The organism is Paenibacillus solisilvae (assembly GCF_042656405.1).
Taxonomy (GTDB): Bacteria; Bacillota; Bacilli; order Paenibacillales; family Paenibacillaceae; genus Paenibacillus_Z; species Paenibacillus_Z solisilvae.
In genome coordinates this window covers 80,743-103,947 of sequence record NZ_JBHSOW010000032.1, presented here as the reverse complement: position 1 = coordinate 103,947, position 23,205 = coordinate 80,743, and the positions used below count along the sequence as shown (strand labels likewise).

At 49.5% G+C, this 23,205-nt stretch carries 21 protein-coding genes and 1 pseudogene; 7 read left to right on the top strand and 15 right to left on the bottom strand.

Annotated elements, in window-relative coordinates:
- Positions 1-28 precede the first annotated feature (28 nt).
- Positions 29-1,903, top strand: a complete 1,875-nt coding sequence (locus ACFPYJ_RS09370; protein ID WP_379187843.1) for an LTA synthase family protein — start codon at positions 29-31, stop codon at positions 1,901-1,903.
- Between the two features lie 103 nt (positions 1,904-2,006).
- A complete protein-coding gene (locus tag ACFPYJ_RS09365) occupies positions 2,007-2,951 on the top strand; it encodes a class 1 isoprenoid biosynthesis enzyme (RefSeq protein WP_379187842.1) in 945 nt (314 codons plus the stop codon).
- A 51-nt stretch (positions 2,952-3,002) separates the two neighbouring features.
- On the opposite strand, the gene ACFPYJ_RS09360 is transcribed toward ACFPYJ_RS09365, so the two are convergent.
- Positions 3,003-4,874: an ATP-binding protein gene (locus ACFPYJ_RS09360; RefSeq protein WP_379187841.1), complete on the bottom strand. Its 1,872-nt coding sequence runs from the start codon at positions 4,872-4,874 to the stop codon at positions 3,003-3,005.
- A gap of 159 nt (positions 4,875-5,033) precedes the next feature.
- On the opposite strand from ACFPYJ_RS09360, the gene ACFPYJ_RS09355 reads away from it, so the two are divergent.
- The 3 genes from ACFPYJ_RS09355 (at position 5,034) to ACFPYJ_RS09345 (ending at position 7,114) form a co-directional block, all read left to right on the top strand.
- Complete coding sequence (locus ACFPYJ_RS09355; protein ID WP_379187840.1) at positions 5,034-5,843, top strand: M15 family metallopeptidase; 810 nt, start codon at positions 5,034-5,036, stop codon at positions 5,841-5,843.
- 152 nt (positions 5,844-5,995) lie between these two features.
- On the top strand, positions 5,996-6,766 hold the full coding sequence (locus ACFPYJ_RS09350) for a class I SAM-dependent methyltransferase (RefSeq protein ID WP_379187839.1): 771 nt from the start codon (positions 5,996-5,998) through the stop codon (positions 6,764-6,766).
- Between the two features lie 108 nt (positions 6,767-6,874).
- Complete coding sequence (locus tag ACFPYJ_RS09345; RefSeq protein ID WP_379187838.1) at positions 6,875-7,114, top strand: NHLP leader peptide family RiPP precursor; 240 nt, start codon at positions 6,875-6,877, stop codon at positions 7,112-7,114.
- 51 nt (positions 7,115-7,165) lie between these two features.
- Here the strand turns inward: ACFPYJ_RS09345 and ACFPYJ_RS09340 are convergent, their stop codons facing one another.
- From ACFPYJ_RS09340 to hisJ, 10 genes are all read right to left on the bottom strand, one after another.
- Positions 7,166-8,890, bottom strand: coding sequence for an ATP-binding protein (locus ACFPYJ_RS09340; protein ID WP_379187837.1), 1,725 nt, complete (start codon positions 8,888-8,890; stop codon positions 7,166-7,168).
- A gap of 262 nt (positions 8,891-9,152) precedes the next feature.
- A complete protein-coding gene (locus tag ACFPYJ_RS09335; protein ID WP_379187836.1) occupies positions 9,153-9,485 on the bottom strand; it encodes a DUF1904 family protein in 333 nt (110 codons plus the stop codon).
- A 13-nt stretch (positions 9,486-9,498) separates the two neighbouring features.
- A complete protein-coding gene (locus ACFPYJ_RS09330; protein WP_379187835.1) occupies positions 9,499-10,059 on the bottom strand; it encodes an SLOG family protein in 561 nt (186 codons plus the stop codon).
- 173 nt (positions 10,060-10,232) lie between these two features.
- Positions 10,233-10,847 carry a xanthine phosphoribosyltransferase gene (locus ACFPYJ_RS09325; protein WP_379187834.1) on the bottom strand — a complete coding sequence of 205 codons (615 nt, stop codon included), beginning with the start codon at positions 10,845-10,847 and terminating at the stop codon, positions 10,233-10,235.
- 22 nt (positions 10,848-10,869) lie between these two features.
- Positions 10,870-11,802, bottom strand: coding sequence for a metallophosphoesterase family protein (locus tag ACFPYJ_RS09320; RefSeq protein WP_379187833.1), 933 nt, complete (start codon positions 11,800-11,802; stop codon positions 10,870-10,872).
- A 60-nt stretch (positions 11,803-11,862) separates the two neighbouring features.
- Entirely contained in the window at positions 11,863-12,600 is a 738-nt protein-coding gene (gene eutC / locus ACFPYJ_RS09315; RefSeq protein WP_379187832.1) for an ethanolamine ammonia-lyase subunit EutC, read from the bottom strand.
- 38 nt (positions 12,601-12,638) lie between these two features.
- Positions 12,639-14,006 (bottom strand): ethanolamine ammonia-lyase subunit EutB, encoded by a 1,368-nt coding sequence (locus tag ACFPYJ_RS09310; RefSeq protein WP_379187831.1) that lies wholly within the window; start codon positions 14,004-14,006, stop codon positions 12,639-12,641.
- Positions 14,007-14,008: 2 nt separating this feature from the next.
- On the bottom strand, positions 14,009-15,475 hold the full coding sequence (locus ACFPYJ_RS09305; protein WP_379187830.1) for an ethanolamine ammonia-lyase reactivating factor EutA: 1,467 nt from the start codon (positions 15,473-15,475) through the stop codon (positions 14,009-14,011).
- A 33-nt stretch (positions 15,476-15,508) separates the two neighbouring features.
- Positions 15,509-16,237 (bottom strand): MgtC/SapB family protein, encoded by a 729-nt coding sequence (locus tag ACFPYJ_RS09300; RefSeq protein ID WP_379187829.1) that lies wholly within the window; start codon positions 16,235-16,237, stop codon positions 15,509-15,511.
- A 592-nt stretch (positions 16,238-16,829) separates the two neighbouring features.
- A complete protein-coding gene (gene hisJ / locus ACFPYJ_RS09295; RefSeq protein WP_379187828.1) occupies positions 16,830-17,654 on the bottom strand; it encodes a histidinol-phosphatase HisJ in 825 nt (274 codons plus the stop codon).
- Positions 17,655-17,855: 201 nt separating this feature from the next.
- On the opposite strand from hisJ, the gene ACFPYJ_RS09290 reads away from it, so the two are divergent.
- Positions 17,856-19,673 carry an APC family permease gene (locus ACFPYJ_RS09290; protein ID WP_379187827.1) on the top strand — a complete coding sequence of 606 codons (1,818 nt, stop codon included), beginning with the start codon at positions 17,856-17,858 and terminating at the stop codon, positions 19,671-19,673.
- Positions 19,674-20,520: 847 nt separating this feature from the next.
- On the opposite strand, the gene ACFPYJ_RS09285 is transcribed toward ACFPYJ_RS09290, so the two are convergent.
- The 3 genes from ACFPYJ_RS09285 to ACFPYJ_RS09275 are packed head-to-tail and all read right to left on the bottom strand — an operon-like array spanning position 20,521 to position 21,726.
- Positions 20,521-20,724, bottom strand: a complete 204-nt coding sequence (locus ACFPYJ_RS09285) for a GNAT family N-acetyltransferase (RefSeq protein WP_379187947.1) — start codon at positions 20,722-20,724, stop codon at positions 20,521-20,523.
- 5 nt (positions 20,725-20,729) lie between these two features.
- On the bottom strand, positions 20,730-20,984 hold the full coding sequence (locus ACFPYJ_RS09280) for a hypothetical protein (protein WP_379187826.1): 255 nt from the start codon (positions 20,982-20,984) through the stop codon (positions 20,730-20,732).
- Positions 20,968-21,726: an MBL fold metallo-hydrolase gene (locus ACFPYJ_RS09275; RefSeq protein WP_379187825.1), complete on the bottom strand. Its 759-nt coding sequence runs from the start codon at positions 21,724-21,726 to the stop codon at positions 20,968-20,970. The genes ACFPYJ_RS09280 and ACFPYJ_RS09275 overlap by 17 nt, the downstream gene beginning before the upstream one ends.
- A gap of 133 nt (positions 21,727-21,859) precedes the next feature.
- On the opposite strand from ACFPYJ_RS09275, the pseudogene ACFPYJ_RS09270 reads away from it, so the two are divergent.
- A pseudogene (locus ACFPYJ_RS09270) lies at positions 21,860-22,289 on the top strand (Lrp/AsnC family transcriptional regulator).
- Positions 22,290-22,363: 74 nt separating this feature from the next.
- Here ACFPYJ_RS09270 and ACFPYJ_RS09265 read toward each other — a convergent pair.
- Positions 22,364-23,137, bottom strand: a complete 774-nt coding sequence (locus ACFPYJ_RS09265) for an alpha/beta hydrolase family protein (RefSeq protein ID WP_379187824.1) — start codon at positions 23,135-23,137, stop codon at positions 22,364-22,366.
- Positions 23,138-23,205 lie beyond the last annotated feature (68 nt).

Sequence of the window (23,205 nt, the reverse complement as noted above, 5' to 3'; positions counted from 1 at the left end):
TCATAGCTTGCTGAGAGGGATGAGGAAAATGGCTTTATTGATTCGACTCGGAAACAGAAGATTTCTGCTGTTCACGTTGATTCTGCTGTTAAAATGCTGTTTAGCATGGTTCGTTATCTTCGAGGACGGCCCCTCCTGGGGGACCATGCTGACTGAAATTCCGTTCTTTTGGCTCGTCTTCTGCTTCATCGAATGGTTTGCCTCCAAGCGGAAGCTGCTGTATTACACGATTGCCAATGTATTGTTTACTCTGCTGTATTTCACCGTTCTGATGTACTACAAATATTACGGCATTATTGTTACGTATCACGCCATAAGCCAAGCCGATAAAATAACCAAAGTCGGTGAAAGCACGTATTCCCTGATGGATCCCTACTACTTGCTGATTTTCATAGATATTATCGTGCTGATTGCTATTCCGCTTTGGCTGCGCAACAAATCGAGGCGGATTCAAATAAACTTACGGCCGATCCGAAAATCCGTACTGATTTCGCTCTTCCTCGTGTCTGTAGCCTTGTGCACGATCAGCATATGGCCAAACAGGGCCAGTATGAACGAGAACAAGCAAGCCAGAGAAATGGGTATCTTGAATTATGAGGTGTATACGATATTCGCTGACAGCACTGAGGATACACCCGTGGTAGATAAGCAGAAGATCACCCAGCCTGCTATCGATCATCTCAAAGGGATAAGCGTCCCGGCTGAGCCTCAATATTTTGGCGCTGACAAAGGCAAGAATGTCATTATTATTCAAATGGAATCCTTGCAGAACTTCCTGATCGGACTTCAACTGGACGGCCAGGAGATCACTCCGAATCTGAATAAACTGGCAAGTGAAGAATTTCACTATAACCATTTCTATACGATGGTCGGACAGGGAACAACCTCGGATGCCGAATATGTCGTGAATACATCCTTATACGTACCCAAACATCAGGCAGCCACCCAGGACAACGTCAAGAAGCAGCTGCCAAGCCTGCCTAAGCTGATGCATGCCAATGGGTACACCACTGCAACCTTTCATACGAACAGCGTGGAATTCTGGAATCGGACGGAGCTCTATAAAGCGCTTGGCTGGGATCGTTATTATGATCAAAGCTTCTTCGGCGATGAAGACCATATCGCTTTCGGAGCCTCGGATGAAGTGCTGTATGCGAAGACAATTGAGGAATTGAAAAAGATGGATCAAAGCGATAAGCCCTTTTACGCCCAAGTGATCTCAATGAGCTCTCATCATCCTTACAAAATTCCGGAATCCAAGGTTAAAATGGAGCTCCCCGAGAAGCTGGAGGGTACACTCGTCGGCAGCTATATCCAAGCCCAGAACTATTCCGACTATGCACTTGGAGGATTTATCGAACAGCTGAAGGCAAGCGGCATATGGGACGACAGCATTGTGCTGCTGTATGGGGACCATCAGGGATTGCCTGTATATTCCATCGACAGCAAGGAAAAATCGCTGCTCAAGGAAATGATTGGCCATGAATATGGATATACCGATATGTTCAACATCCCGCTTATTATGCACGCACCGGGTGTTACCTATCCGTCTGTCATTCAGCGTACCGGCGGACAGATCGATATCCTGCCGACTGTGGCGAACCTGACGGGTGTTTCCGCAGCGAATCAAATCCATTTTGGCGAGGATTTATTGAATCAGCCTCCAACCGTGCTCCCGATGCGCCATTTTCTGCCAAGCGGTTCATTCTTCATGGGATCCGGGCTGTTCATTCCAGGCGTCTCCTATGAGGATGGAACGAATCTGCAGCTGGATGGAAGCAAGCTAAACGGAAGCGGTGCCGCGAAGGAACAATATGATGATGCGCTCGAGCTGCTGCATCTGTCAGATAGTTATGTGCAGCAGCTTCCGGATATTGCTGAAACTAACACGGACGACGAATGAGGGCGGAGCGTAACCTCGCTCAATTCCTTGATAAATAAGGTGTGTACCGGCAAATCAGGCTGCTGTATACTCGGGTAGTAACTACAAGAAAGAGGTGGATAGCTTGTCGAATTGGAAAACAGCTGCTCAAGATGAGCTGGCTATCGTATTTGCTGAAGCTAAAGCGATTATCGCCTCTTTCCCTGCTCCGCTCGGCGTTCGCGGGATTCGTTACCTGGACAAGTTCAATCCCCTGGAAGCAAACAGCACCAATAACTATATTTGTTATTCCTTGCCCTTCTGGCTCCAGGACGCTGTCTTTGCCGATGCAGAAAGTTGCAGGCGATTGTCGCTGGCAAACGTATTTATTATGCTCTACTTCTTCATTCAAGATGATGTCATGGACAGCGCTGAGGTACATAAGGATTGGAATGAACAGCTTGCACTGAGCAATCTGTTCTACCTCTCTTTTCTAAATCTCTACCGCAGCTCTTTTCACCCTTGCTCGCCCTTCTGGGACTATTTCAACACCTACATAACGGATTGGGCCGTTAGTGTTGCAACTGAAAGGCAAGTTAGCAAGGAGCCGCAAAACCCGCTTCGGTTTGCCAGGAAAGCGGGGCCGCTTAAGCTGGCCAGCACAGGACTGCTGCTGCTGACAGCTCAGGAAGCTTTGATTAAGCCGGTGTCGGAGATGGTGGATCATGTGCTTATTACCCTTCAGATGGTCGATGACTGGGCGGATTGGAGGGAGGATCTGGCCGAAGGCAATGAGAACAGCTTGCTTGCTTTCCTTCATGCGGAACTACAGCTGGCTGCCGGTGAACAGCTGACGCCTGAGCAGATCAACCATGCTCTTACGGTGGAAACCAGGCTGGACCGGTTCGCCGAACAAGCGCTGGACCGCCATGAGCGGCTCCTTCAACTGGGCATCATCCAACTTCCTCATCTGCTCGCCTTTCACCAAGCATTATCCCAAGAGTTGGTGCAAGCGGCGCAGCGGCTCCAGCAGCGCAAACAGCTGCAGCTTCAAGGCGGATTTGTCAGTTGGCTGTCGGCGCAAACCTAAAAAGGCTGTGCAGCAAACCCCGCATACCCGGTCTGCTGCACAGCCTTAGCTTTATTCTATGGCAATTGGGAACCGAATGATGGCCTCTGTCCCAACGCCAACCTCGCTTTTAAAATCTAATCTGCCTTCCATCAGCTCGATAATTCGGAAGGTCACCATTAATCCAAGGCCGGTCCCTTTCGTTTGGCTGGAGAAATACGGCTCTCCTAATCGTTTAAGCATGGATTCCTCCATCCCTTTTCCATTATCCCGAATATGGATGACCGCTTCCCCCAGCTCCTCATAAGCCCATAGATGAATGCTTCCGCTGCCTTCCAATGCTTCAATACTATTCATCATCATGTTGATCAAGGCCTGCTTCAGCTTGGACGAGTTCCCGCGCATACACAGCCGCTCCGGAACATTCAGAATAATCCTGCCGCCCTCCTGATTGGCAAGCGGCACCATAATGCCTTCAACTTGCTTCAGTTCATCAGCCAGGTTAAGCACAATGACCTCATCAAGCTGAGGCTTGGCAAACGTTAAATAGTTGGTAATGATTGCCGCAGCGCGGTCAAGCTCCTCAATTGCCAGCTTCAAATATTTGCGTTCTTTATCCGCCGAAGCATAGTCGCCCATCAGCTGCAGAAATCCTCTTGTCACCTGAAGCGGGTTACGGACCTCATGCGCCACGGAAGCCGCAAGCTGACTGATGACCTCCATCTTCTCCGAGCGCTGCAGCTTTTGATTATAGACCTGCAGCTCCTTCGAATACTTCACAATTTGTCTATGGCTGTCCGCGAATCGTTTGCCGAGCAGGATGACAAGCGAGCAGATGAATCCGATTAGTCCCCACTTCCAGAAATGAAGCTCATACATGCCGGGGTTTACATAAAACCAGACCAGCTCACCCGTGCCGATTAAAGCAAACATGCCAAAGCCGATGGATATAAATGCAGCATCCTTATTACCTTTGACCGCATAGAAGATGGACAGAAAGAAAATAAGCATGAACTGCACAATCATCGTTATTCCGAACAGGGAAACCGTAATCAAGAAATAAATGTTCCGCATCGGAATAAAATCCTGCAATACCAAAGTGAAGATACAGAGCATTGAATAAATCACTTCAAATATCCGGTATTTTCGAATGAGCCCGTAGGGTCCCTTGCCAAAAACACTTTCGAAGAAGTACGTAAGAGAGGGCATGAAGATGAACAGCGCGAGGTCAAACAAATGAAGGTAAACTTTCCCGTATTGACCAAAGAACATGTAAAGGAATGACGCGTTTGTGATGAGGATAATTCCTGCGCAAAGCATGACCGAGCTTAAGGAAATCCATCCGATAACCTGATCTTTGCCAAGAAATACAGCGCTGACAAACATAAGGAGGGCAACGAACAAGAAGGAGCTTCCCAGAATGATATCGCCCAAATCATCTTTAATATATCTTGAAGTAAATTGCTGATAATCACCGACCTGAATGCTCCCGAACAGTCCCATCCCTTCCATCGTGGATTGTACATGGATGAATACCGTCTTCTTCGAATCCGTTTGATTAACAGGCAGCAGCAGCCGATTAATGGCATATTGATACTCATATTCATGCTCGTATTTTGACTGTCCGTCTATATACAAGGTAACTTGCTGGCCGTAGAGCCTGTCGATGAACAATCCGGATTTTTGAGAAATGGCCGGTAAGTCAAACTTGATCCAAAGCCCTTTAGCCCCTGCCGGCATGACTTTATTGGCATGGTCTGCATTCACCCGCTCATAGCCGTCTTGATTCATAGCTTCGGTTAAGGATAGGGTTTGCTCCTCCTCCCACTTTATCTCCCAGCTGCCAATCTTCGTATCTAGTGCCAGGTCCGCGTAAACCGGGATGATAGGAAGAAAGCACAAGAGGATTATCATCATACCGATTATCTTAAGCAAAGGTTTCACTGCTGCACCTCTTGTTTGAATTTGTAATCCTATTCATTATTTATGTTACAAGATAGAAACATTCACTACATGCTCTAGTTACAACTGCCGCTTAGAATGGTAATAGAAACGTGGAGGCTTCTTTCAGAACCGCGCATTACTAGGAGGTAGTAGAGCAGCATGAATAAAAAATCGACATTTATATCCTTTATTTTACTTTGTTTGATAGGTTTTCCGCTAGCCCTTTTCACAATTGCCCAAGATCCGCAGAACGTATCGGCTTCCGCTTCCGCTGCAGGAGCGGTTTACACTGCCGCATCCACGCAGACCAGCAGCCAAATTGCATTCTCTAAGTTCATGCATATGAATACACCCAGCTTGACCATCAAGAAAAACAGCGCCGGGAAATTCATCGTCACCAACAGCAGCAGCACCATCGTTCTAGTAAACAAAAAACGCGAGCTGTCTTCTACCTATAAGCCGGCAGACTTAGTTAAACCAAACATACCTTTCTCCTTCTCCGGAGAAAGCCCAAAAAAATATTTGCGTAAGCCTGCTGCGACCGCTTTAGAAAAACTCTTCGCAGGCGCGAAGAAAGCCGGCATTTCTTTAAGAGGGGTATCCGGCTATCGGTCCTATGCAACGCAAAAAGCTATTTTTGACTACAATGCAGCTCTTAAAGGGGAAGCCGTCGCTAATCGGACAAGTGCGCATCCGGGACAAAGCGAGCATCAAACAGGACTTGCAATCGACGTATCCAGTGCAAGCGTCAATTACGCGCTTGAAGAAAGCTTCGGAAAAACAAAAGAAGGCAAATGGCTGAAAGCACATGCAGCCGAATATGGATTCATTATCCGTTATGGCGAAGGCAAAGAAAAACTGACCGGCTATTCTTATGAGCCATGGCATATCCGCTATGTCGGTGTATATATTGCGCAGGAAATAACGAAGCAAGGTCTAACATTGGAGCAGTACATGAGCAAATTTTAATCGCGTCTCAACGAACAAAAGCGGCGGTATCCAAAAATGGATATCCGCCGTTTTTGTTTGCAAGAAATGAACGTTTGTTGAATTCGGATGCGAATACCAAGCTGATCTCCTATAATTAATGGTAACCTTTAGATCCATGACAGGAGCTTTCCATGCAGACAAAAGAGCAGTGCTTTGACTCCATGCTGACATTAACCGCCGACTTATTCTTCTCCATAGAAAATGATCTTTTCAAGCCTTATTATGAAAGCGGACCTAATGAGGTGAAGTCTGTTTTGGATGTAGGATGCGGGAACGGTACATATTTATCACGGTTAAGTGATCAATTTCCAATGTGGCGGTGTACAGGCATAGAAATGGATGATCGTATCTTCCGCTATGCCCAGCTCAAAGCAGCCGATCATCTGACCTTTATACATACGCCCTACGAAAACTATCAATCGGCTGAGCCCTTTGACTGTGTCATCATCCGTCTTGCAGCAGCACATCTGCAGGACCGGACGCATTTCATGCATTGGCTGCGCCATCAACTGCATCCCCATTCCATCGTCATCCTTATCGATGTTGAAGAGTCCCTGCAGCTCAGCCTGAAACAAAGCGAGAACCTCCCCTTGTTCAGTGAGCTTTACCAAACCATGAGGAAGCCGCTCCGTGCTTCGAGACTCTTAAGCTTGAAGGATTCCCTTCTGCTGGAAAGCGAATTTGCCGGCTTCAATCCTTTAAAGGCTGTCAGCTACAGCATTAATGCAGATTCAACGAAGACGAGAAAGCAAATGTATGACTATATGCAGGCTGTGACAGGAGCTTATTACGGAAGTCCGCTGCCTCCCAAGCGGCAGGCTGAACTAAATGAATGGTACAATAATGAAGCGGCATCTTTCGAAGTGGGCCTATTCGGACTTGTTCTCGGTCTTAAGGCGTGAATTCATTATAAAAAATAGTCGAATAGAATCATATTTTAGTAGAATTTGTCGGATGAGCATGATACACTCATTTGTGAGAATATTATCCAATTGCAGAGGGTGAATAACATGTCAGCAGAACAAGAATTGCTTAACAAGATCATTGAGAAAGCTTGGAGCGACCCCGCTTTCAAGAAACAGCTGCTAGCCGATCCAAAAGGGGCTATCCAGGATTCCTTCAACATTACCGTTCCGGATGATATTGAAGTAACGGCTGTTGAAGAATCACCGAACAAATTCTATCTCGTCATTCCGCCTGTGCCGCAAGCCAAAGCCGATGACGGTAACAGCGTTCAAGCGATGTGGTAAATAGACGGATAATAGAGCTGAAGCGAATCTATCGCATCAGCTTTTTTTGTCCTATGCGGGAGTGTCACCCGCTAATACCGATGTCTGCGGCAAGGCCGGGAACCTCATCACAGCTTCCGTTCCGACTCCCTTCTTGCTTTTAAACTCCAATTTCCCCTGCATGACTTCAATGATTCGGAAAGTAACCATCAGCCCAAGTCCGGTTCCATTCACCTTATTAGTGAAATAGGGCTCCCCCAACCGCTGTAAAATATGCTCTTCCATTCCTTCGCCATTATCTTGGATATGAATGATAATCTCCCCGTCTTGTTCAACCGCCCACACTCGAATCCATCCATTGTCGCCAAGAGCTTCAAGACTGTTTTTCATCAAATTGATAAAAATTTGCTGCAGCTTCGTATCATTCCCTGCCAGACTAAGAGAAGAGGGAATATCGATTTCCATCTGCACACCCTGCATATCAGCAAGCGGCATAATTATATCTCTTACATGCTCAAACTCGCTGGCTAAATTCAGCCGATGAATGGACTCAAGCTCCGGCTTGGCGAATGATAAATAATTGGTAATGATGGAGGCTGCGCGGTCCAGCTCCTCAATCGCCACCTCCGTAAAGCCTCTCGCTTTCGAATCTGACAGACTGTCGCCGAGCAGCTGCAGGAAGCCGCGCGAGACCTGCAGGGGATTCCTCACTTCATGGGCTACGGAAGCGGCAAGCTGGCTGATAACCTCGATTTTCTCGGAACGCTGGATTTTGAGATTATAAGTCTCAAGCTCTTTGGAGTAGAGAACCATTTGTTTGTGGGTCGCTGCCATCTTGCGGCCCAGCAGAATAATCAATGAACCGATGAAAGCAACGATTCCGAACTTCCAGAACTTAAAGTCATAGGTTTCCGATTGCGCGAAAAACCAACTGATCTCCCCGATCCCAACCGCTGCAAAAATACCCATTCCAACCGATAAAATTCTCGCTTCCCTATTTCCCTTCCATGCGTAAATGATCGTAAACACGATGATAAGCAGAAATTGAACGACCAGGACGAGTCCCAGCAGGGTGACGGTAAAGAAAAAATAATAATCAAAATACCGGTTATGCGTAAGCAGATTAAGGACAAAGCAAATAAAGCAGAAGAGGGAAAAACCGATTTGAAACGTTCGCAGCTTACGGAATACGCCGAAGTAGCCGGGCCCGAACATATTTTCAAAAAAGTACGTTAATGCCGGCATGAAGAAGAAAAGGGACAGATCGAACAAGCTGTAAAAAACTTGCCCGAATTCACCGTAAAGGGTAAACAAGAACGGACTGTAGGTGATCATCAGGCATCCGATTGCCATGATCAAAATACTGAGCGAGAGCCAGTTCCCCCGCTCCCGATTAAGAAATATGGAGCTGAGAAGCATAATGAGAGACACGAATAGAAAGGCACAGCCGAGGAAAACATCATTGAGATTGGCTTTTACATACCTGGCTTCGAGCTTCTGATAGTCTCCTACCGACAGCTTGGATGAAAGCCCGATACGCTCCGAACTGCTTGTTACATGAATAAGCATGGACTTGCCGGAGAGATTCTCCCCCAAAGGCACCAGGATGCGGAACACATCGTATTTGTACGAACGCTTCGCTTCATATATAACGTTCTCATCCACAGAAATTTGCACCTGGCTGCCATACAGCTTGCTTATGTATAACCCGTCATTCGGGCCGAGCTGACCGAGTGGAATCCGAATCCACTGCGTAGTGACGTCTTCGGGCTTGATGGGCAGTTTATCTTTTGACAAATCTATTGATGTCCAGGACTGATCGAGCTGCCACCTTTGCTCCCAGTTGGATATAGATCGTACTGCTTCCTCCACTGCGCTGAAGGTAACTGAAGGCAGCAGTGAAGCAAAAAAAGTAAAAAGGATTGCTGAGGCAATGATTAATCTGACTACTGGCTTCAACTAGGCACCCCGATTCATCGTACTCTCTCTCTGTGACATACCTTTTCGGAAAAATTCACACCCCTACTTCATGAGGTATCATTTCTACCGGGGATTAGCATCAGGCGCTGCAGCTTTCACCATTGATATAATAAGCCGATTCCTCATATACCTTGAAAGCAAGTTCTACATCGACTACCCCGGCAGCATGCAGATGCTGCGTCACCGCTCGAGCAAAGGCATCCCGAATAACAGGTCCCCTTTCAAACCAGGCAACCTCGACAAAAGGATACGTCGTCACCGTTTCTCCTCCAAAAACAGAAGTGACTGACAAGCAATCGATTGTAAAATTATCCGCTGCGCATTGGCAGATTTCAACCAACTCCTCCACTAACAGCTTGCTTATCCCCATCATGACCTGCGGGCTGATTCCTTTAACTACTAACTGCGGCATAACATTTCTCTCCTTATTCATCATATTGAAATTGCTGCTCATCATCGGCAATGCTTTGGAGATCGCCTCCGGTAATCGTGATGATGGGGTACTCCTGCACGCGCAGCGCATGCTTCAAAGCCAGTTCCTTGATATATTTGGGAGATCCATCCTGTTCTTCATCGTACAAGAGAATCAGACCATCTGTATGCTGCAGCAGAAATCGATCCTTTTCTTTGAACTGCCAAGGACCGTCATACTTCTTGTTCGTTATGCTGTTGACATAATCGGCTCCTGAGAGGATGCGCTCGTAGATTTCCTTCTTCGGGTCGCTCCACTTCTCTTCCTGCTCCAGAAAGGGGGTAATGACGGCAAGCTTCAGTCCCTCATAGGATTGTTTAAGCTCAAGGGCTACCTCCGCTGCCCAGATCTCCACTCCCCATTGGCCGCTGACGATAACCCATTCCAGCCCTTCTCCAGCCAAGCGTATCAGCTGTTTTGCAATGGCCTTCTTAATGATATCGATCCCTGGATGCTTCATGGCGAAGATCCCGAGCTCCGTTGCTTTATAGCCTGTTACAAGAACCCGCTTCATATCCTGACACTCCTTGTTTATCTTATTTTCAGGTTAGCACAGATTCTGACAATCACGAAGCGATTTCGACAAAATACAGCAAAAAAATAACCGCCTATTCATGCCGGATAGACATGTTAGGCAGTCCTGAGAGGACAGATTCAATTCGGTTGCAAGCGTCGGACAAAAGAAGTTCATGATTTGCGAAGCGGTAAGAAGCGGGTCGTCCCGGCGCCATCCGGAACGAAGGTTACCTGATTGTCCGTAAGCGAAGCAATGCGGGCAAGCGACTCCACACGGTAGCCCTGCTCTAGCAGCTTCTCTCTGCCGGGCTGGAAGGATTTCTCGATTACGATGCCGATGCCCGCTGCATCTGCCCCTGCCTGCTTAACGATCCGCGCCATTCCAAGCGCAGCCTCTCCGTTAGCCAGGAAGTCATCAATGATGAGAATTCGGTCGGTTGGAGACAAGAACTTCCTCGACACCGTAACCTCACTTTCTTCCATCTTGGTAAACGAGTATACTTTCTCGGTATAGAGATCCTCCTGCAGCGTCAAGGACTTGCGTTTACGGGCAAACAAGAGGGGGACGCCAAGCTGCATGGCGGTCATCACACCTGGAGCGATGCCGGATGACTCAATCGTTAATACTTTCGTGATTCCATCTTCCGCAAACAGCTTCGCGAAGGTTTGGCCGATAGCGAGCATTAGCGCCGCATCAATCTGATGATTCAGGAAGTTATCGACCTTCAGCACCTGGTCATTCAGCACTATGCCTTCTTCAATGATTTTCCGCTTCAACACTTCCATCAGCCTGGTCCCTCCTCTTTGCTTATCCCTTCGGATAATGTTCCTTAGGCCTCTCTACAACCGTTCCATCATCGAGATGCAGCCATGTCTCGAAGTCCCGCTCCCCCTGATTCAGGCGAATCAGCCTCGCCCCCCGCCGGAAGCCTTCTTTTCCGTAAGTATGATAACCGGTCGCTCTCCCGTAGCATAAGCGTATCCCATGCAGAGTACCCCAGTAATCATTGATGTGATCATGGCCGCAAAAGGTACCGACGACATCCTCCATCTCAATCATGGCGCCGAACATGCCCGAGTTAATCGGCGGGCAGGCTACTTTCTCATGGCGGTGGCCATAGCATAACTCTGTCTTCCATACTTCCTTATACTCTGGCAAAGGGATATGGAAGAAAGCCAGCGCCGGCAACGAACAGCCGTCATTCATCGCTGTCAGTGAACGTGACTGCTGCACATACCAGTCGATCTGATTTCTCTGTATCCATTGATACCCTTCAATGCTCGGGAAATCCGAGTAGCTTCCGCTATCGAGAAAATACAAAGCGGCAAGCGTTTCCTTGTCCTGCGCATCCTTGACCTGAATCACAAAATTACCGACCCCGGCTATATCCTCCGGGCCAGCCTCGCTGACGCAATTGGAATGCTCAAGCTGAACCTGCATCAGTTCTTCCCTCGTGACCAAATGCTCCGTATCATGGTTGCCCAGCACAGCGGCCCAAGGAATACCGCTGCGCTCAGCGGCCGCGACCGCATCACGAAAGGATTGTCTGGGATCCGCACAGTTTTTGCTATAAATAACATCCCCCGTGAAAACAACTAGGTCCGGATGCTCGGCGTCGATTACCCGCTGAATCAGCGCACCTGTCTTGGCGTCGTCTTCTTCTCCATTCTGCCAGTGCAGATCGGTAAATTGGGCAATCGTGAAGGTGCCGTCGGGACGGTAACGCAAGGATTTGCTCATGCATTCAGCCTCTTTCAATTAAAATCGTCGAGTAGATGAGTAGACTAGATTCAAAAACGATTACATTCTTAAATTCATGCCGCTGGTGCCCTGCTCGATCATGGCCTTAACCACTGTCCCGATATGCGCGCCCGCTTCAATCGGCTGGGTTCCATTGCGGTGGATGTTAGAGAGCACATTCCGATCCGACTCGACGGTTCCGATATGCGGCCGGTAGCATAGATACGCGCTCATGGACTGCGGTGAAGCAAGTCCAGGCCGCTCCCCGATCAGCATGACAAGCACCTCCGGCTCCAGCAGTTCGCCAATATGATCCATGCAGGCGACTCTGCCGTTAGTCACGAAGAAGCTCGTGCCCCAAGTCAGCTTATAGGAGCGGAGCGAGTCCAGCAAGGACGGGTAAACATCCTCAATATTCGCTTCAATGGCTTCCGCGCTCAAACCGCCCGATACGACAATCTGGACTTGAGGCTTTGCCATGCAGGCCGCAGCAAGCCGAGCCTCGCTCTCAGGTGTCAATCTCCTGCCCAGATCTGGCCGCTTCAAGTACATCTCTTTATCTCTGCACATCGTTGTCACCGAGAACAGATTAAGCTTGTCCAGCAGCTCCGGACGAACCTCCCCATAAACGGAATCGACTGCCGCAGCATGATCAAGCCTAAGCGTTAACAGTGTGGATGTTAAAGGACGGGTTCCCGCTCTACCGACTCCAATACGTGCTGGCGTGCTTCTGATCAGCTCCTCCAGCACTTCATTACGCTCCGGTTTGCCGGCTGACCTCTCTTCATTCGACCCCATACTTCATGTCACCTTCCTTCCCTCCACCGGCTTCCCTGCTAGGCGAATATCGCCGCATCGCCGGCTCGTCCGGTTAATCTGCCATTCTCCATAAGCCCCATATCTTCAAGCCAGCGCTCAAATGCAGGGGCAGGCCTTAAGCCCTGCAGCTCCCTGACGGTCGCAATATCATGGTAACTCGTCGATTGATAATTCAGCATGCAGTCATCCGCCATCGGTACGCCAATGAGGAAATTCACACCTGCGGAAGCAAGCAGCACCGATAGATTATCCATATCATTCTGGTCTGCCTTCATGTGATTCGTATAGCAGACATCGACTCCCATCGGAAGCCCATGCAGCTTACCCATGAAATGATCCTCAAGAGCGGCTCTTATCACCTGTTTGCTGTCATACAAATATTCCGGCCCGATGAATCCAACCACCGTATTGACCATGAATGGCTTATAATGGCGGGCAAGTCCGTAGCAGCGGGCTTCCAGTGTGAGCTGATCAATACCGGCATGAGCTTCCGAGGAAAGCTCCGAGCCTTGTCCGGTTTCAAAATACCACCGGTTAGGCCCGCTTCCGGTCCCTTCCCTGCGAATCAGCTCATCCGCTTCATCCAGCAGCGCTGCATCAATGCCGAATGCTTTGTTGCCCTGCTGCGTTCCGGCCAAGCTCTGGAAAACCATGTCCGCCGGAGCGCCAAGACCGATTGCCCGCATCTGCGTCGTAATATGCGCAAGCACGCAGTTCTGCGTTGGCACCTTCCAGCGCTCCATGACTTCCTTGGTCGCAAGCAGCAGCTCCTTCACGCTATGGGCGGTATCAATAACCGGGTTAATGCCAATGACCGCATCACCGATGCCGTAGCTTAAGGCTTCATACAGCGATGCCTTCATCCCCCGAATGCTGTCTGCCGGGTGATTAGGCTGCGCTCTTCCAGCCAGCACACCCCGCTGTCCAATGGTATGATTGCATGTTGTAAGAATATTGATTTTGGCTGCGGCCTGCATAAGATCCAGATTGCTCATCAGTTTGGCTGCAGCCGCAATCATTTCACTGGTGAGCCCAAGGCTCAATCGTTGAATCTCCGCGCCGCCCGTGCTTGTTTGTAATATATACTCCCGCAGCTCCGCGGCGGACCAGTTCTTGATCTCCCTGTAAACCTGCTCATCGATATGGGATTCAATGATTCTCGTGACTTCATCCTCTTCAGCCGGAAGCAGCGGATTGTCCCGAATTTCGGCCAGCGTAAGCTCTGAGAGGACAAGCTTGGCGGCGATTCGCTCGCTTGTGTCGGCAGCCGCAATACCGGCCAGCTGATCGCCTGACTTCTCTTCGCTTGCCTTCGCCATGAGTTCCTTCAAATGATGAAAGGTATAAGAGCGTCCTCGAATCGTTGCCGTTCTGCTAAAGCTCATGATTATCCTCCTGACAAAAACGCAAGTGTCTTGATAATGACTGGAATGAGATCGCCGCTGAGCGGTTCTCCTACATCGATATAATCCCCGTGCTTAACGTTAATCTGATCGATACAAATGATTGAAGCGGCATCATCCATCCGGAAGGCCAGGGCTTGCCCAAGCGCTTTGGCCATATCATTCGAGCAAATGATAACGACCGCTGAATGCTCTGGATCATTCTTCAAATAGGCGTCCGTTATCGCATCCGCTAAATGCTGCATAGCCGTATACGAGCAATAACCGAGTCCTGTTAAAGCAAATGCACAAGGGGAAGAGGTATGCGCGCCATATAGTCTATGAGCAAGCTTCATATGCTCCGATAGATGCAGCTCGGCAGCTGCAGCATCTGCAAGCAGCCCTTCCGTTAATGGAATCTTTACAACCGGCAAATTACGGATCGGCAGCACCCCCGGCGTTATATAGACCGTGGCGCCGCTCAGCTCAGTCGTATGCATCCCTGCACCGATTACGGTTGCTCTAACCGTCTGCTCGGGAGGGATGCAGATGAGCTGCCGGCGCTCCGCTTCCCGCATGATGGCATGGGCAAGCAGCGGGCCGATGTCGCCATAGACAGCCGTTTCTTCTACAGATTGCGGAGCCTTCTGCGTCATTAACGCTGCTATTCCGCCGGAAATCATCAGCTCTCCGAATGGAGGCCCTTCAGCTGCAGCCTCACCTATATTCAGCAGCAGTGCGGCAGGGTCTATTCCCCTTCCGCCGCTCCAGCTGCTGATTGCGGACAGCAAGCATGCCGCCATGCGGGAGGCGATGTCCTGTAAAACAGTGAAGTCAACCTGCTCCCCGCAGCGGATTGAATATCCCTCCGCTGCGAGCCAGGGTGCAAACGAAGCAGCTATTTCCTGGATGACTCCACTCTTGTTCACACGAATCAAACGCCCTCCAATTCGGAGCGTTAGGGCAGCTATGCAGCTTCCTCTGCGAAAGTATGCTGCATTGGCTGTACCGCCTCCTACATCAATGTTGAGGACCGTCTCGCTGCTAATTAGCGACCTTGCTTCTGCGCCAGAGCCGCGCCCGGCAAGAATCCCTTCCAGCTCGGCGCCTGCAGCAGCAACGACAAAGTCGCCCGCCCGCTCCGCCAGATGATGGACAATCGGCTCGGCATTGCGTTTGCCGGCCGTCTCGCCTGTAATAATAACCGCGCCGGATTTAATATCGGTCAGCTGAATATCCCCTCTTCTGTACTCTTCTTCAAGGAGCATCACAATTCGCCCGTAATCAATTTCATCCGTGCCCAGCAGCGGTGTCGTATGGATATCGCTGCAGTACACCAATTCACGATTCGTAATCCGATATTCGGGAAAACCGAATGGCTGCGATACCGGTGTGATCTGCAGCCGGCTTACAATCAGCTTTGTTGTGCTTGTGCCTAGATCGATACCTAAGCTTGTCATCCACTCTGCCATTCTTCATTCCCCTCGGGCAGCAAGCCCAGCATGCTATAACGATTCTCCGCCGGTTTCCAGGCCCATTACACCATCAATAGTCGCTAAAGTGATAATGACTTCTTCGAATTTAATCGGCTTGATCAGCTTCACCTGAACCCTCACGATGAGAACGGAGTTACGGTCGACGTCTGCTGTCTCATCGTTTTCTACGAGCATTTTGCTAATCTGGATGCCATGATGGTTCAGCTCGGAGACGACCTGATTCAAGCTTGAGGAGCTTTTTTGAATTTTGATAACGAGCTCCCGCTTCCTTTTGTTCCGGGAAAATTTGCGTTCGAATTTATTAAGGAGAAACAAGCTGATTACGACGAGCAGCGTCAGCACAGCCGAACCGTAATAAAAGCCCGCACCAACCGTCAGCCCGATAGCGGCAACGACCCATAACGAAGCCGCTGTCGTAAGCCCGGATACGGTGATGCCGGTTCGCAGAATCGTACCCGCACCCAGAAACCCGATTCCGCTTATCACTTGAGCCGCGAGCCGTGCCGGATCTAATCTCACATTCGGTTCAGAGGCAAACTCGGCAAAGCCGTACATGGACAGCAGAACGATCGCCGAAGAACCGAGGCAGACGAGAATATGCGTGCGAAAACCGGCCGAATGTCCGCCGAGCTCCCGCTCAAGCCCAACGAGCCCGCCAAGAATTAGCGACAGGACCAGACGGATCGTTAACTCCCAATAGCTGATATGCCAAACGCTAGGATCAAACACTTGTGCCATAAGATATCATCCTTCTAGCTGTATATTTAGCTGATACATCAGTTCATTCAAGATGATTGCCAAATGTATTCAGTATAAACTAAATATGTTGCTGCATTAATTTTTATGTTGACGAGTAAAATCCTGCTTGTGATTTATGTATGTTTCGTAAATTCATGACTAACCTTCTTGTTCGACATAAACCATTTCAATCCTGCTGAAGCAGATGCAATCTGCATGGATCTCAATGGCCTCTGGCGCAGAGGAGTTTCATGAAAGCTTTCCTGCAACCTCTGCTCGAAGTGCTGGAGGATGATGCTTAGGTGCTGACCTCCACCGGTTTATCTAGCGTAAAAGCAGCAGGCAGCCTGGAACATAGGGTTCCGGGCTGCCTGCTGCTTTAATTACCGCCTATTCCATAATCCCAACCGCTCCGCATGCCTTTGGAAGATACGCAGATGGGGTTCAAATTCCAATTGCCGGATGGGTGAACCCGTTCCAAGCAATTTTTTAAATTTGTTTATTTTGAATTTGTAAAAATTGCCCGGCTCTCCGTTATTGAAAGCTCTATTTCTTGAAGCGTTCTAAACTTCCTCCGCTGGAGCTCCCAAGATTACTTCGCCTGCCGGACTGTCTGCTGTGCGAACCAATCCCAGCCGAGGCCGACATGCTCCGGTTTATGGGAGTCCGAACCATACACGCACTCGATCCCTTTGCGATGGCATTCTTGGATGAACCATTCCGGCACATAAGGCTTGCCGCAAGTGGCTACGCGAAGGCCTGCCGTGTTCACATCGATTCCGACGCCGCCCTTAGCAAGCTTCGGAAGGATCGCTTCCAGACGCTTCCTCACTTGGGCTTCATCAATCGGCGGCAGCTGCAGCGAGAACTTCTCGATGAGGTTAATATGCCCGATACGCTTCCGCATCGGCAGCTTGGAGGCAAACTCGATGGCCCCCTCCACATGGTTGTAATACTCGTCCACCACCTTTTCCATGGATCCATAGTACGCCAATAGATGGGTTTTAAAATCCTCCGTCGTGAAATCGATAGAGCGTGTCCCGCCCAATCCCGGCAAATAGTGCACAGAGTACACCACATCCTCCAGCTCCTGCTGCCAGTTGTCGACGATCTGCTCTGTATAGGAAAGCTGCCCTGGCAAATAATCCAGCTCAAGCCCCACGGTAATCTCGATTTTCCCGCGATACTGCTCTTGAATTTGCTTCGCATAGTTCATATATAAGGGCAGCTCATGTTCTGGCATCGCCAGCTCTTTCATTAATCGCTCATCTACTACATAACCGGAAGGAAGCGGCGGATGCTCGCTGATCGTATAGCGCTCGAACCCAAGCTCAATCGCGCGGTCCACGTATAATTCCTCAGCAGCATCGCTTCCGTGATAGCAAAATTTCGTATGTGTATGTCCATCCCATTTCATTCCTGCTTAATCCCCCTCGTGTCGCTATAAATGTCAGTTTCAATAAGTATATCATTTGATTAATATTCCTGTAATCCTAACGCATAAAGAAACAATATCTTGACCGCTCATCCCCGCTCGTTGTAAGTTGAATATTGCATTCATAGATATAGATAAAAATTGTTATTTTTTACTGGATTATTCAGGAAGAAGGAGTCAGACATGATCAGCAGATTTAAACGTTTTTTAATTGGCCGTCCGATGAAGAGCGGAGAGCTGGAAGGAGAGAAATTAAGCAAGCTAAAGGCGCTGGCCGTCTTATCGTCAGATGCATTATCCTCAGTCGCATACGGCACTGAGCAGATTCTGCTCGTATTAATGGCTGCCGGTTTTGCGGCTGTTTGGTATTCCATCCCGATTTCCATCGCGGTTCTCGGCCTCTTATTCATTCTCATTCTCTCTTATCGCCAGACGATTTTCGCTTATCCCCTAGGTGGCGGCGCATACATTGTCGCCAAGGATAATCTCGGCCTGTCGACCGGACTTCTTGCCGGCGGATCGCTGCTGGTCGATTATATTCTAACCGTTGCGGTTAGCTCATCGGCCGGTACGGATGCGATTACATCCGCTTTTCCATCCCTGCATGACCACAGGGTGCTTATCGCATTAACTATGATTGTGTTTCTAACGGTTATGAACCTTCGGGGAATCGGCGAGTCAGCCTCCATACTGGCCGTCCCCGTTTACCTTTTCGTTGTCGCCATCTTTGTACTCATTCTATGCGGTATTATAAAAGTTCTGACGCAGGGTGTTCACGCACATGTACCTGAAATTGGCTCGGCTGTTTCGAATATCAGCTTATTCCTTCTCCTGAAGGCATTCAGCTCCGGCTGTTCCGCACTCACCGGGGTGGAAGCGGTATCCAATGCCATTCCTAACTTCAAGAAGCCGGCAGAACGCAATGCGGCCAAAACATTAATCATGATGGGCTCCATTCTAGGCGCCATGTTTATCGGAATCAGTTTATTGGCCTATTGGTATGGGATCAAGCCCGACGCGAAGGAAACGGTTGTTTCCCAAATTGCCGATGCCACCTTCGGAAGAGGCATACTCTACTATGTCATTCAAGGCATTACCGCTCTAATCTTATTCTTAGCGGCTAATACGGCCTATTCTGCCTTCCCGCTGCTCGCCTACATGCTGGCCAAGGATAAATACATGCCGCATGCGTTCATGGTGCGCGGTGACCGTCTTGGTTTCTCGAACGGCATTATTTTTCTAGGCGTATTCTCGGCTCTGCTGGTCATACTGTTCCATGGGAATACGGAGAACCTGATCCCGCTCTATGCGGTTGGGGTATTCATTCCGTTCACCTTATCCCAGCTTGGCATGATGATCCGCTGGCTCAAGCTTCGGCCGTCCGGCTGGCTGGTCGGCTTCCTCATCAACACAATCGGGATGTTCACGACACTGATCATTACGCTCATCTTTATTTCCACCAAATTCGGACAAATATGGATGGTCTTTATTTTCCTGCCTATCGTCATTCTGGGTTTCTTCAAAATCCATCAGCATTACATGAATACCGCTGACGAGCTGCGGGTGAATGTTCAGCTTGATAAGCCTGTGGCCAAGGGCAGCACAATCGTTGTCCCAGTTGCCGGCGTTACCCGGGTCGTTATGCAGTCGCTTAGCTACGCGAAGTCGCTTACCGATAATGTGGTTGCTGTATACGTGGGGTTTGATGATGAAGAAATCGAGCGTATGGAGAAGAAATGGGAGGAATGGAATCCGGGTGTGCGGCTGATCATTCTTCGTTCCAGCTATCGCAGCATTATCCGGCCTTTAGTCCGGTTCATTGAGACGGTCGAATGGAAAAATGCCGAAACCGACCATATTACAGTCTTGATCCCGCAGTTCATCACCAAGCATTGGTGGCAAAACATTTTGCATAATCAGTCCAGCCTTCTGCTTCGGGCGTATTTGATTAATCAAAAAGACGTTGTCATCGCTACTGTGCCTTACCATCTGCACCGGTAGAGTCCGCAACGATAAGGCCGGTTAGCGGATAAGTCCGCTTTGGGTGCCGGCTGAGATGCTAGAGACTGGCGGCAGCCGGGCCTGCTGCAGGCAGTTGGCTGGCAGTCGGCTCTGCTGGAGGAGGTACCGACTGTCTGTCAAGCAGCTTCAGCCTGCTTTGGGGCATCGGCTGGCTGCATCGATTAGTGACGCTGGCTGACAGCTTCTATCCCTCGTTGGAGCACCGATTGGTAAGCAGTCGACGCTGCTTTGAGGCATCAGCTGCTTGTGCAGTGACGGCAGCTTCCATGCACCGACAAGAGCTGCTCACCAAGATCGGGGTTTATAACCATTGCCTTTCCTCCATAATAGGAGGGCCCAATAGGGTTGTATCGAGCTAGATTAGGAAGTTTTAAGTGGAAATTTCCAGTATAGCGCTCATAAGAGGTCAATAACGTCTGAAATAGCTGTATTTCTCCAGTATAGTTGCTCTTACGCATGATGTTTCCTCCAGCATAGACGCTCTTAAGCATGATGTTTCCTCCAGCACAGCTGATCATACGCATACAAGTGATCTCCAGCACAGATGCTCATACGCATAATCTACAGCATAGACGCTCTTACGCATACAAGTGATCTCCAGCATAGACGCTCTTACGCATGATGTTCCTCCAGCATAGATGCTCATACGCATGATGTTTCCTCCAGCACAGCTGATCATACGCATACAAGTGATCTCCTGCACAGCTGCTCATACGGGAGAATTCCGGCAATAGGGTTTAAATCATCATAGACGCATCAAGAGGCGGTCTCGAGGTCATGTTCATGACTTCAAGACCGCCTCTTTGACTTGCGGCTGCCGCCGATGCTAGCTGCCATCCTGGGGATTGAATATTTGCATCCAATGATCGGCATCCTCTAACGCCTGAAAGCCAAACTGGCTGTATAATCCGCTCGCATCCGAGGTCACAAGCAGGAAGCGGCGAAGACCCTGCAGCTCTTGATGATCCATGATCGCCTGCATCAGCCTCTTCGATAATCCCTGCCCGCGATACGATTCTACAACGAACACATCCGTCAAATAAGCAAACGTCGCACAATTGGAAACAACCCGCGCAAATCCGTCTGCCGGGCGCCTGCAGAATGATCGTAGATGCCAAAGACGGCTGCGGAATGCTCTACCGCCCGCTGAAACGTATCGAAGGTCAATGATTGGGCCCAATAGAAGTTATCGTGCATATAGGTGTGAACGAATGGCAGATCCAATAAAAGACGATCCGTTGAAATTTGTATATTCGAACGTATGCTTACCGAGTTATCCATTATACTCAAACCCATCACCATCCTCTGGAATGGAAACTTGATCCAGCCATCCCTCATGGGACAGCCGGTTCCGCAAATCGGCTCTCGTCGTCAGACAGTGATTGATCGCGTCCATATGAACGGCAACCACCTTCGTATAGGCCGCATGCTGACAGAGGCTGACCACATCATCTGCATCCATAGTAATCGGATCCCCGGCCGCGAAGCGCGCACCGCCTGCATTTACAATCGTAACATCGGGTCTATAGGCATCCAGAGCCTGAACCACATCATCACACCAAATCGTATCGCCTGCGATATATACCGTCGGCTGACCATCGGCTTGAAGAATAAACCCGGATACTCGCCCCATTTTCCGGCCGATCTCACCTCTCCCATGCTGACCGCCTGTTCGTATGATGTTCACATGCTTGAACGCAGTTACGGATTCAATGGCCGTTACATCCGTGAACCCGGAAGAGGAAATCGTCTCTTCATTCCCTGGCTGACATAGAATCGGAGTTGCTTTGGGCAGAGCAGCCGCTGCTGCTTCATCCCAGTGATCCTGATGCACATGTGTCACAAGAACGGCATCCGGATTAAGCAATATCTCAAGCTTCATAGGCAGCGGTACGAGCGGATTCCGTCGATCATTAGCAGAGTTATTAATTGGCGGATTCACTCCGGCCTCGCTGAACATCGGGTCAATCAAGAAGTTCAGTCCAGCATACTGAAGATTTAATGTGGCATGACGAATTAGTTGAAGTCTCATCCCGCAAACTCACCTCTACCCTTTCAAAATGTTAATCTGTTACAATTATAAAAGGATAGATCCCTGTATGGATACCGTTCCGTGCAATGAAAATGCCTCTTGTTCTTTCAAATTGAAAGGAAAATCTCAAGAGATGAGCCAGTCCGTCATAGATACAATCGATATTCAAATCCTGCAGTTGCTTGCTTGAGGACGCTCTCCGCTCTCATAAGGATATCGGGCAGCAGGTGCATCTGACAGGTCAAGCCGTCGGCGCCCGTGTGCGCAAACTTCAGGATATGGGCGTTATTGAAGGGTTCACCGTACGCTGGAATCCAGAGAAAATCGGGCAGTCCGTTCATGCCTTCATTACGGTTTTCATGAAATCGAGCTCCGCCCATCATGCGTTCCTGTCCTTTGTCCAGCATAGCGACCGAGCCGCTGAGTGCCATCGCGTAAGCGGCGAAGGCTGCTACTGGATGCGGGTGCGTGTCGGCACCCCGGCAGATCTGAATGCTTTCCTCGACGAGCTCCTGCAGTATGGCAATTACAAAGTCAGCCTATCCATCGGAGCGGTTAAATAACACCTGCGCCATTCCGTCGTGACACGCAAAAAAGCGGCCCCTTCCAAGGAGCCGCTGTACTACATGATTATCCTTTAAGCCTTTCCACTGAACACGGTCTTGAAAAATTGGATCGTATCCTCCACCGCCTCATCCAGCTGCCTGGTCGATCCTTCATAAGGATCGGCCGCACCGAAGAAATGATCCCCGCCGGCAATAGAGACAAAATGCTGATGCGGAGCAGCCTCCTGAAGAAATTGATTCTGGGCGAGCAGCCGCTCATTATCCTTCGCCCCCTGCACAAGCAGGACCGGAATTTGCAGCTGAGCGAATTTGTCCGTAATATTAAACCGCTCGGCATTCACTTCAACATCCTTAACAAGCGCTTGCTCTTGCAGCGAAAGCGGTGGATTCGAAGAATCCCGGGGCGGAAGAGACGGCGTTCCGCCCCCGTTCCATACCGCGACCGCTTTAACCTGCTCATGCTCGGATGCGAAAATAATGCTGCTCCCTCCCGCACGGCTGTGGCCCAGAAGGGCAAGCCGCACGGTATCCGCCTCCTTGGATAACGGCAGAGCGCCTTGGAAAAGCTCCGATATCAGGCTTTCCAAATCCAGAAGCTCCGTACTCACCGTGCTCGCTTCCGCCACCGCCTGCTCGCCGAGCTCTTCTTTTCTGGCACTGACTCTGGAGAAATCATAGCTTATGGTATAGAAGCCCTGCTCCGCAAAACGGGTCGTCACGTCCGGCCAGAAGCCCCATAATCGATGTCCCCGGAAGCCGTGGCTGACAATTAATACCGGCTTGGCAATTCCATCTTCGATCGTCTTCACCTCACCGCTGATATACAGCCCTTCGCCAAGCTCCACCTTAAAGCCTTGAGCAGCCAGTAACTTTTTTCCCCATATTCATTATCTCCTCTCAAATGTTCTTCCTC

Coding starts and splice junctions, on each gene's coding strand:
- ACFPYJ_RS09370 (WP_379187843.1), top strand. CDS start 29: ATGGCTTTATTGATTCGACTCGGAAACAGAAGATTTCTGCTGTTCACG.
- ACFPYJ_RS09355 (WP_379187840.1), top strand. CDS start 5,034: ATGAATAAAAAATCGACATTTATATCCTTTATTTTACTTTGTTTGATA.
- ACFPYJ_RS09350 (WP_379187839.1), top strand. CDS start 5,996: ATGCAGACAAAAGAGCAGTGCTTTGACTCCATGCTGACATTAACCGCC.
- ACFPYJ_RS09345 (WP_379187838.1), top strand. CDS start 6,875: ATGTCAGCAGAACAAGAATTGCTTAACAAGATCATTGAGAAAGCTTGG.
- ACFPYJ_RS09335 (WP_379187836.1), bottom strand. CDS start 9,485: ATGCCGCAGTTAGTAGTTAAAGGAATCAGCCCGCAGGTCATGATGGGG.
- ACFPYJ_RS09330 (WP_379187835.1), bottom strand. CDS start 10,059: ATGAAGCGGGTTCTTGTAACAGGCTATAAAGCAACGGAGCTCGGGATC.
- ACFPYJ_RS09325 (WP_379187834.1), bottom strand. CDS start 10,847: ATGGAAGTGTTGAAGCGGAAAATCATTGAAGAAGGCATAGTGCTGAAT.
- ACFPYJ_RS09320 (WP_379187833.1), bottom strand. CDS start 11,802: ATGAGCAAATCCTTGCGTTACCGTCCCGACGGCACCTTCACGATTGCC.
- eutC (WP_379187832.1), bottom strand. CDS start 12,600: ATGGGGTCGAATGAAGAGAGGTCAGCCGGCAAACCGGAGCGTAATGAA.
- ACFPYJ_RS09310 (WP_379187831.1), bottom strand. CDS start 14,006: ATGAGCTTTAGCAGAACGGCAACGATTCGAGGACGCTCTTATACCTTT.
- ACFPYJ_RS09305 (WP_379187830.1), bottom strand. CDS start 15,475: ATGGCAGAGTGGATGACAAGCTTAGGTATCGATCTAGGCACAAGCACA.
- ACFPYJ_RS09300 (WP_379187829.1), bottom strand. CDS start 16,237: ATGGCACAAGTGTTTGATCCTAGCGTTTGGCATATCAGCTATTGGGAG.
- hisJ (WP_379187828.1), bottom strand. CDS start 17,654: ATGAAATGGGATGGACATACACATACGAAATTTTGCTATCACGGAAGC.
- ACFPYJ_RS09290 (WP_379187827.1), top strand. CDS start 17,856: ATGATCAGCAGATTTAAACGTTTTTTAATTGGCCGTCCGATGAAGAGC.
- ACFPYJ_RS09275 (WP_379187825.1), bottom strand. CDS start 21,726: ATGAGACTTCAACTAATTCGTCATGCCACATTAAATCTTCAGTATGCT.